This window comes from Synechococcus sp. R5-12, from assembly GCF_047502655.1.
Taxonomy (GTDB): Bacteria; Cyanobacteriota; Cyanobacteriia; order Thermostichales; family Thermostichaceae; genus Thermostichus.
In genome coordinates this window covers 1-8,700 of the sequence record NZ_JANSIM010000159.1, presented here as the reverse complement: position 1 = coordinate 8,700, position 8,700 = coordinate 1, and the positions used below count along the sequence as shown (strand labels likewise).

Sequence of the window (8,700 nt, the reverse complement as noted above, 5' to 3'; positions counted from 1 at the left end):
TGAACCTACGGGTACAGTGCGGGGCTCCTGCGATTTCTAGCTGACCAGGGCCAGCACCTCTGCTGGGGCTGAGGCTTTCTTCATTTTGAATCTCAATTAGGCTTCGGGCATGAGGGGGCGGAACCCATGCTTGCGGGAAAGCTGCCCGATCAGATCCAATTTCTCAAGGGTGATCAAATTACGGCCCCAACTGAAATTGGTGTACAGCCCCTCAAACTCCAGCAGCATGGATTCAGCAAAGCAGGCGAAAAGCTGACGGGCCGGGTTGGCCACATTCAAAAACTGCATGATGTTCCATTCAATATCCAAAGAGTGCTCCACCATCCCCCCGTCAATGACGTAGAGTCCCTTTCGCTGCAAGCTGGAGGCGATGTTCTTTGGGTAGCCACCGTCGATGATGACACAGGGATCCGGCAAAACTTGGGGATCGAGGGCCATGCCTTGGCTCATGCTGGCCACCCAAACGATAAAGTCAGCGCGGGGCAGGGCCTCTTCCAGCGAAGAGATCTCCCCCTGCTTGAGCTTGGCCTGCAATTCCTCCAGACGCCGTCGCTCTCGGGCGATGAGCAACAATTTGCCCAAGTGAGTGTGGGCCACCAACCATTGACAAATGGCGCTGCCGATATCTCCGGTCGCCCCCACCACCGCAACCGTAGCGGCTGCCAAGTCCATGGCGTAGCGCTGGGCCGCCAACTGCAGTTGCTGACAGATGATGTAGGCCGTGTGGGTATTGCCGGTGGTAAAGCGTTGGATCTCCAAGTCAATGTTGCGGACTCGCCGGAGACTGTCGAGGCGAAAAGTCTCAAAAATGATGCTGCTAAATCCCCCCAAAGCAGTAATGTTCAAGCCGCGCCGCTGGGCTAGGGCCATGGCATTCAACACTTTCCGACAGGCGGCCTTTACCCGTCCCCCCGCCAACATTTCCGGCAAGAAACAGGATTCGACGTACTGCCCATGGATCTTTTGGCCGGTAATGCTGGTCACTGTGATCTCGTCCACCACCTGAGGGGGAGCCATGCACCAGAACTCTAGGTCGCTCTCCGCATATTCGGAATAACCCAGCTTGTCTGCCACCCGCTTCGCATGGGCCAGGCTGGTCAAGTGCCCGATCAGGCCGAACATAAAGGTTTACCCGCTTGGATAACTGATGGATCCCATCAAAACATGTCCATACCCGCCTGTAGCCAGCCTAGAACTGCAGTCCGCCGGCAGAGGATGAATGCTGAGGTGGGTCATGCTGCCCGCAAACCCTGGGCTGAGAGGCGCATCACCTCGCGGGTGCTGAAGCCGATGTTGGCCAGCGCCTCTCCATAGGCAATCATAAAATCCTCGACGATGGCCTCGCGATCCATATAGATGGCTTCTACATCCTGGTCCACCTGCTGCAGCATCTGCCAGACCAAGGGCAGGTTCTGGGCGTTGGCCGCTTCGATCTGCCCTTTGACCTCGCCAAAATGCTCCCCTAGCCAGCGCTCTCCAAAATTGAGGTGCAGATATTCATCCTTGACCACCCCCTCGGTGATCTTGCGGGCAAACTCATCGGCGACGGGGATGTAAATGTTGTAGGCGGCAATGGCAAAGCATTCGATGATCAGCGACTGAATGACCAAGCAGGCAACCAGATCTCCGGCTGCTGCCGCCTTTTGGAAATTGTTGCGCAAAGGGGCGAAGAAAGTGCGGGCAAACTCCCTATCCGGCTCTACCTGCAGGTTTTTGCCGCAGGATTGAAAGCCTTTCATGTGCCGCAATTCCATCTTGGCCAGCTTGTGCAGCTCCTCTGCCCCTTCCGGCAACATCTCGGCCAGCTTGAGGTAGTTGTCGTGGGCTTCTTGTTCCCCTTCGATCACAATGCCGTTGATGCGAGAGTAGGCCTGCCGGTAAACCGCGCTGCCATAGTCCAAGGTGGTGCCACCCTTATTGGCCAAAGGCTGGGGGGTATTGGGCAGGACGTTCACTGGGGCCATACTCATGCATCTCCTCTTGGTGTTGTTTGGGTGTTGTTGATTGTCTATGCTGACTCGACAATCGCCTCGATTGCGGCTAGATCGCTCTTTTAACCAGAATAGCTGTAGCTGCCGCAGAATTGGCGGGATTCCTTTTGCGGAATGATAGGGGTCTGCTAGGGTGAGGGTTCGAGTGCCGTTGTGGAGCCTGCTGTATGTCTGCTCTTGGGGATGGCCTGAACCAACTGCGCCAGTTGCTGGTGGAGCTGGAGGAACGCTCCCTCGATCAGCCGGTTGGCAGTGCCGAAGAGGTGCTACAGGCGATCGAGCTGGCCACGGCTTTTGAGCTGTTTGAGGCGGAGAGCAGCGGTTTGCTGCTGCAGATTGTGGCCAATCTCTGGGATCGGGTACGGCAGCAGGATTTGTCTCCAGGGGAGATTCACACGGTATCGGAGAAGTTGCGGGCGGTGGGCTATACCGATGCCGAAATTCAGGAGATCCTGGACTTGGAGCCAGAGGACTAGCCCCATTTCCCCCTCTAGGCTTGAACCATGCCCAGCTCCACCGGTGTAACACCCGCTTCCATCTGAGTGGTGGCGTCGTAGCAGGCCCCTCGCAGGTTGGCCAGCTTGAGTTTGCACCGGGCCAGAAGGGATCCTCTCAAGTTGGCCCCGGTGAGATTGGCCCCCGCCAAGTCCGCTTGGCTGAGATCGGCCTCGCTCAAGTCCGCTTCCGCCAGGTTGGCCCCACGCAAGTTGGCTCCCTGCAATCGGGATCCCTGCAGTTTAGCTTTTTCTAGGTTGGCCAGCCGCAGGTTGGATCCCTGAAGATCCGCTTGGCTGAGGTCGGCACCGCTCAGGTAGGCCCGCTCCAGGTTGGCAGAAGCCAGCTTTGCCTGCTGGAGAATGGATCCCCCCAAGTCGATCCCGGCCAAGTCGGCCCCGGCCAGGTCAGCCCCGGCCAGTTGGCTGTTGCTGAAGTCGCGCTCACCGCTGCCGTAGCGTTGCAACAGTTCCGCTCCAGTTTCCACCATCGCCGTTTTCCACGCCGGACGAATCGGATCCTACCCAGGAATGGAAGGGCCGCCAAGAGCATGCTAGCATAGGCGCAAACCGTTTTCCGGGATCCCCCCTTATGAGCTTGCCCCGTGTGCCCCGAACTCGACCGCGCCCCAAGCTGCGCTCGATCCCTCGCCGCCAAACCGAATCCGCCCTCTATGCCGAAATGCAGCAGCTCACCGTGGAAAAGCAGCGGCTCAACCAAGAGCTAGAGTTTATTCGAGAGCGGCAAGGGCAAATCCACGCGCGACTCCAGGAAATCGAGCAGGCCATGCAGCACCTTCAGCAGGAGGCAAAAGCCTTCCGGGATCCCGTTCCCCCCTCTGAACCGGCCCAGCTCAGATCTCGCCCTTCCCGCTTCCCGCCCATGACCTTTGAGTACTGAGGGATCCTATAAATCTCAAAGAAGACCCAAGATTCAAAGCAGACCTAAGCAACAAGTCAGGGGATTCTGTAGCCAACTTAACTATTTGCTGCTTATCTCAACCCGACTCCAGAATCTGGGCCAGCGAACAGCTGTTCTCAAGCTGGCTGCACAGTTACCTGAACTTCAGGGCTTATGACTTCTTCTCCCCAGATATCGTCAGATATCGTCGGCCTGGAGCGTTTTGCTAAGGCCCTGCCCAGGCAACTTTCGGGCGGTATGCAGCAGCGGGTGGCGATTGCGCGAGCTCTGGCGGCCCAGCCGAAGATTTTGCTCATGGATGAGCCTTTTGGCGCTTTGGATGTGCAAACCAAGGAGACCATGCAGGAGTTTTTGCTGGATCTCTGGCAGCGCACGCGCACTTCAATCCTGATGATCACCCACGATGTGGAAGAAGCCGTCTTTTTGGCCCAGCGCATCTATGTACTCACGTCCCATCCTGGGCGGGTGAAACGGGAGCTCCGGGTTGATTTCCCCAGTCGGCGCGACTACAGTCTCAAGCGCACTTCTTCCTTCCAAGAGGTGAAGGACGAGATCTTGGCTCTCCTACGAAACCAGAAAGGGATCCCGTTGAGCGACGCTGCGCCCGCGGGCTGATCAGGCAAACACCACCGTTTTGTTGTGGTACACCAGCACCCGATTCTCCAGGTGATACCGCACTGCCCGTGCCAGGACTAGGCGTTCCATGTCGCGGCCTTTGCGGACGAGGTCGGCAACGGTATCGCGGTGACTGACCCGCACCACGTCTTGCTCGATGATCGGCCCTTCGTCCAGATCTTCGGTGGCATAGTGGGCAGTCGCGCCGATGATCTTCACCCCCCGTTGATGGGCGCGGTGGTAGGGGTTGGCTCCGGCAAAGGCGGGCAGGGTGGAATGGTGAATGTTGATGACCGGCGGGGCTTGGCGGAGCAGCGACCCACTCAAGACCTGCATGTACTTGGCCAACACCACCAGGTCAATTCGATATTCCTGCAGGAGAGCGAGCTGACGGGCTTCGGCTGCGGCTTTGCCCTCTGGAGAAACGGGGATGTGGTAGTAATCGATACCGAAGGAGCGGGCCACCGATTCCAGGTCGGGGTGATTGCTGATGATCAAGGGGATCTCGGCGGGCAGTTCTCCCGCCCTTTGCCGCCAGATCAGATCCAAAAGGCAGTGGCTTTGCTTGCTGGCCCACAACGCAATGCGACGGCGAGTGTCGGAAAAATGCAGTTCCCAGTTGGCTTGGATCCCACGGGCAATACCCGAAAAGGCGGGGACAATTTCCCCTCGCTCCAGTTGGAAGCCCTCCAAGTCCCACTCGATGCGGCTCAAGAACAGTCCTGCCTCGGGATCCGTATGGTGATCGGCGTGAATGATGTTGCCGCCGTAGCTGTAGATGAAGCTGGAGAGCTTGGCTACCAGCCCTTTTTGATCAGGGCAAGATACCAACAGGGTGGCACTGGGCATCGGTAGACAACAGCCTCAACTTTGTGGGGACTGGCTCTCCCCAAGAGCAATCCATTCTCAATCTACCCGGTTGATCTCTTCCAATAGCCAGGGATCCACCGGCTGGCCATCCCAACGCTTCAAGTCGATGCGAATCCACATCGCCGCAGAAGAGCCGGCAGGGGGCAGTTCCTGGTGAAACGAGATCTCATAGTCAGACGGGTTTTGGCCATGCTGCCGCAGCCAGGTCTCCACCTTGGCAGGAGCGAAGTAGGACTGCCCTTGCTCGAACAGGCGCGTAATTTCCATGCCGAAGCAAAGGGGGTTGAAGCGGGCCATAGGTTAGGCAGCGTCTGCTGTTTGAGCGTCGTCGGCTGCGGATGGGGGGGGAGCCATCTCTGAGGTGGGTGTATCGGCTGTGGCGACCGACTCGGCTTTGGGCTCAGCCGCGGCTGCTGTTCGGGAAGCCTTGGGAGGGGCGGCAGCCGTTGTCCCGCGGGTGGCTTTCTCCAGCTCTTGGGCCTCTTTGTTCAGTTGCGCCTCGAACTCTCTGGAAGCATCCTGCAGGCTGCGCAGGGTTTTGGCCAGCGTGCGACCAATCTCCGGCAGTTTGCGGGGCCCAAAAACCAAGAGAGCCACCGCAAAGATGACCAACATTTCCGGCAGTCCAACACCCAAAAAATTCATGAGCCTCGGCAGAGTACGGTTTGGTCGGGATCCCTTCGCCTCCCTAGAGTGACATTTTCTTGCCGCGGACTGCAAGTAACTGCCGGCTCTCCTCATCTATCCGATGGCTCTGGTGTTTTGCTCTCAGCTCATCCAGGCCAACCTCTCCCTGGCCGGCCAAGTTAAAATGGTAGAATTGCATCGTTAATCAATCAATGTCCTTCATTGGCCTAGGCTTGCCCATGCTCCAAACCCTACAAAAGCTCCTCGGGGATCCTAACGATCGGAAGATCCGGCAGTACCGTCCTGTCGTCAAGTTGATCAACTCGCTGGAGATCGAGATCGCCTCTCTTTCGGATGCGGAGCTCAAGGCCAAGACCACAGAGTTTCGCCAGCGCTTGGACAGAGGAGAATCTCTGGACGATCTCTTGCCGGAGGCGTTTGCCGTGGTGCGGGAGGCCGCCAAGCGGGTCTTGAACTTGCGCCATTACGACGTACAGCTTATCGGCGGCATGGTGCTGCACGAAGGCCAGATTGCCGAAATGAAAACCGGCGAGGGGAAAACCCTGGTCGCCACCCTGCCTGCCTACTTGAACGGCCTGACTGGGAAGGGGGTTCACATCGTTACCGTCAACGGCTACTTGGCCCGTCGGGACTCGGAGTGGATGGGGCAGGTGCACCGTTTCTTGGGCCTGACGGTCGGTCTAGTGCAAGAGGGCATGTCACCCGAAGAAAAGCGCCGCAGCTACAACTGCGACATCACCTATTGCACCAACAGCGAGCTGGGCTTCGACTACCTGCGGGACAACATGGCCACCGACATCAAAGAGGTGATGCAACGGCCCTTTAACTACTGCATCATCGACGAGGTGGACTCGATCCTGATTGATGAAGCCCGTACTCCCCTGATCATCTCCGGCCAAGTGGCTCGTCCTTCCGAAAAATACCTGCGGGCAGCCCAGGTGGCGCGGGAGCTGATCCGAGATGAACACTATGAGGTGGATGAAAAAGCCCGCAACGTCATCCTTACCGACGAGGGGTTTGAAGCCGCCGAGCGGTTGCTGGGAGTCTCTGACCTGTTTGATCCCAAGGATCCCTGGGCGCACTTTGTCTTTAACGCGGTGAAGGCCAAAGAGCTCTTCATCAAGGATGTCCACTACATCGTCCGCAATCAAGAGGTGGTGATCGTGGACGAGTTCACCGGGCGGGTGCTCCCCGGCCGCCGCTGGTCTGATGGGCTGCACCAGGCGGTGGAGGCCAAAGAGGGGGTGCCGATTCAAAGCGAGAGCCAAACCCTGGCCACCATCACCTACCAAAACCTTTTTCTGCTCTATCCCAAGCTTTCCGGCATGACGGGCACGGCTCGCACTGAGGAGGCCGAGTTCGGCAAAACCTACAACCTGGAAGTTACGGTGATCCCCACCAACCGACCCATCCGCCGCAAAGATGCCCCCGACTTGGTGTACAAGACCGAAAGGGGCAAGTGGCAAGCGGTTGCCGAGGAAATTGCCCACATGCACGCCCAGGGGCGCCCCGTCCTTGTGGGCACCACCAGCGTGGAAAAATCCGAACGCCTCTCGGCCATGCTCAAGGAAATGGGGATCCCTCACAACCTCCTCAACGCCAAGCCAGAAAACGTGGAGCGGGAGGCGGAGATCATTGCCCAGGCGGGGCGAAAAGGCGCTGTAACCATTGCTACCAACATGGCCGGTCGAGGCACGGACATCATCTTGGGAGGCAATGCGGAGTACATGGCCCGCCTCAAGCTGCGGGAACGGCTGATGCCCAAGCTGGCTCAATTGGACGCCGACAACCCCTTGGGATCCGTTCAGATGGTGGGACGGGGGGGTGGCCAGGGATTTGGTGGGACAGCACCCAAGCCGAAAAAATCCTGGACGGTGGTCTCCCCCAATTTTTACCCCTGTGAGCTGTCGGCCCGCACCAACCAAGCTTTAGACGAAGTGGTGGCAGCAGCGGTGACCAAGTATGGGCTGAACCGTCTGCCAGAGCTGGTGGTGGAGGATCTCATCGCAGTAGCTTCCGAGAAAGCGCCGGTGCAGGATCCGCTAATTTTGCAACTGCGGGAGGTTTACAACAGCATCAAAGCCGAGTACGAAAAAATTACTGAGGCCGAGCACGAAGAGGTGGTGAGGCTGGGGGGCCTGCATGTGATCGGTACGGAGCGCCATGAATCCCGCCGCATCGACAACCAGCTGCGGGGCCGCGCCGGGCGACAAGGGGATCCCGGCTCCTCGCGGTTTTTCCTCAGCTTGGAAGACAACCTGCTCAAGATTTTCGGTGTCGAGTGGGTAGCCAAGCTCATGGACACGCTCCGGTTGGAAGAGGACATGCCCATTGAGCACGAGTGGCTCAGCAACAGCCTGGAGAATGCGCAGAGAAAAGTGGAAGTGTACTACTTCGACATGCGCAAGCAGGTGTTCGAGTATGACGAGGTGATGAACAACCAGCGGCGGGCCATCTACTCAGAGCGGCGGCGCATCTTGGAGGGGGAAAACCTCAAGACCAAGATCCTTGACTATGTGCGCAAAACCGTTGGCGAGATCGTGCGAGCGCATGTCAACCCAGAGCTGCCCCCGGAAGAGTGGGAAATTGACAAGCTGACCGCCAAGATGCAGGAGTTTGTGCCGCTCCTGAAGCAAAACCTCAAGGTTGAAGACCTGCAGGATCTCTCCTACGAGCAGATCTTGGACTACCTGATCAAGCAGGCAGAACTGGCCTATGAGGCCAAAGAGGCTTTTCTGGATACCTTTGAGCCCGGTTTGATGCGCAAGGCGGAGCGCTTTTTCCTGTTGCAACAGGTGGACACCCTCTGGCGGGAACACCTGCAGCAGATGGAGGCGCTGCGGGAAGCTGTGGGCCTGCGAGGCTACGGTCAGAAGGATCCCCTGATCGAGTACAAGAACGAGGGCTACGAGCTGTTCCTGGAGATGATGGACAACATCCGCCGCAACACGGTGTACAACCTATTCATCTTTACTCCCCAAATTGTGCAAGTGCCCCAGGCATCGCGACCGGCTCCGGCACCCACTGCGGCTGCCAGCCCTGATCCCAGCTCTGCTTCAGGGGTGATGGAAGCCGATTTCACGGAAGAATAATTGGCGTAGAGAGAAGTCAGCGGGGGAGCATGACTCTAGTCAATGATAAGCTCAACTATACTGAAAAT

At 58.0% G+C, this 8,700-nt stretch carries 9 protein-coding genes and 1 pseudogene; 4 read left to right on the top strand and 6 right to left on the bottom strand.

Going from position 1 to position 8,700, the window contains the following annotated elements:
* Positions 1 to 96: 96 nt before the first annotated feature.
* Together NW843_RS09175 and NW843_RS09170 are read right to left on the bottom strand one after the other, a co-directional pair.
* Positions 97 to 1,122, bottom strand: coding sequence for a long-chain acyl-[acyl-carrier-protein] reductase (locus NW843_RS09175; protein ID WP_414522753.1), 1,026 nt, complete (start codon positions 1,120 to 1,122; stop codon positions 97 to 99).
* 110 nt (positions 1,123 to 1,232) lie between these two features.
* Positions 1,233 to 1,964 carry an aldehyde oxygenase (deformylating) gene (locus tag NW843_RS09170; RefSeq protein WP_414522754.1) on the bottom strand — a complete coding sequence of 244 codons (732 nt, stop codon included), beginning with the start codon at positions 1,962 to 1,964 and terminating at the stop codon, positions 1,233 to 1,235.
* Positions 1,965 to 2,158: 194 nt separating this feature from the next.
* Between NW843_RS09170 and NW843_RS09165 the strand changes: the two genes are divergently transcribed.
* Positions 2,159 to 2,467, top strand: a complete 309-nt coding sequence (locus NW843_RS09165) for a hypothetical protein (RefSeq protein ID WP_414522752.1) — start codon at positions 2,159 to 2,161, stop codon at positions 2,465 to 2,467.
* Between the two features lie 14 nt (positions 2,468 to 2,481).
* Here the strand turns inward: NW843_RS09165 and NW843_RS09160 are convergent, their stop codons facing one another.
* Positions 2,482 to 2,976, bottom strand: coding sequence for a pentapeptide repeat-containing protein (locus tag NW843_RS09160; RefSeq protein WP_414522751.1), 495 nt, complete (start codon positions 2,974 to 2,976; stop codon positions 2,482 to 2,484).
* A 101-nt stretch (positions 2,977 to 3,077) separates the two neighbouring features.
* On the opposite strand from NW843_RS09160, the gene NW843_RS09155 reads away from it, so the two are divergent.
* Complete coding sequence (locus NW843_RS09155) at positions 3,078 to 3,386, top strand: gas vesicle protein GvpV (RefSeq protein ID WP_414522750.1); 309 nt, start codon at positions 3,078 to 3,080, stop codon at positions 3,384 to 3,386.
* A 201-nt stretch (positions 3,387 to 3,587) separates the two neighbouring features.
* Positions 3,588 to 4,022 (top strand): annotated as a pseudogene (locus tag NW843_RS09150) (ABC transporter ATP-binding protein); the annotation flags it as partial.
* On the opposite strand, the gene purU reads toward NW843_RS09150, so the two are convergent.
* From purU to NW843_RS09135, 3 genes are read right to left on the bottom strand one after another with little or no spacing between them, the layout of a single operon-like run.
* Positions 4,023 to 4,871, bottom strand: a complete 849-nt coding sequence (gene purU, locus NW843_RS09145) for a formyltetrahydrofolate deformylase (protein ID WP_414343735.1) — start codon at positions 4,869 to 4,871, stop codon at positions 4,023 to 4,025.
* A 57-nt stretch (positions 4,872 to 4,928) separates the two neighbouring features.
* Positions 4,929 to 5,189 (bottom strand): hypothetical protein, encoded by a 261-nt coding sequence (locus tag NW843_RS09140; protein ID WP_414389638.1) that lies wholly within the window; start codon positions 5,187 to 5,189, stop codon positions 4,929 to 4,931.
* Positions 5,190 to 5,192: 3 nt separating this feature from the next.
* Positions 5,193 to 5,537 carry a TatA/E family twin arginine-targeting protein translocase gene (locus tag NW843_RS09135; RefSeq protein WP_414522749.1) on the bottom strand — a complete coding sequence of 115 codons (345 nt, stop codon included), beginning with the start codon at positions 5,535 to 5,537 and terminating at the stop codon, positions 5,193 to 5,195.
* A gap of 221 nt (positions 5,538 to 5,758) precedes the next feature.
* Here NW843_RS09135 and secA point away from each other — a divergent pair, with 221 nt between their 5' ends.
* Complete coding sequence (secA, locus tag NW843_RS09130) at positions 5,759 to 8,632, top strand: preprotein translocase subunit SecA (protein ID WP_414522748.1); 2,874 nt, start codon at positions 5,759 to 5,761, stop codon at positions 8,630 to 8,632.
* Positions 8,633 to 8,700 lie beyond the last annotated feature (68 nt).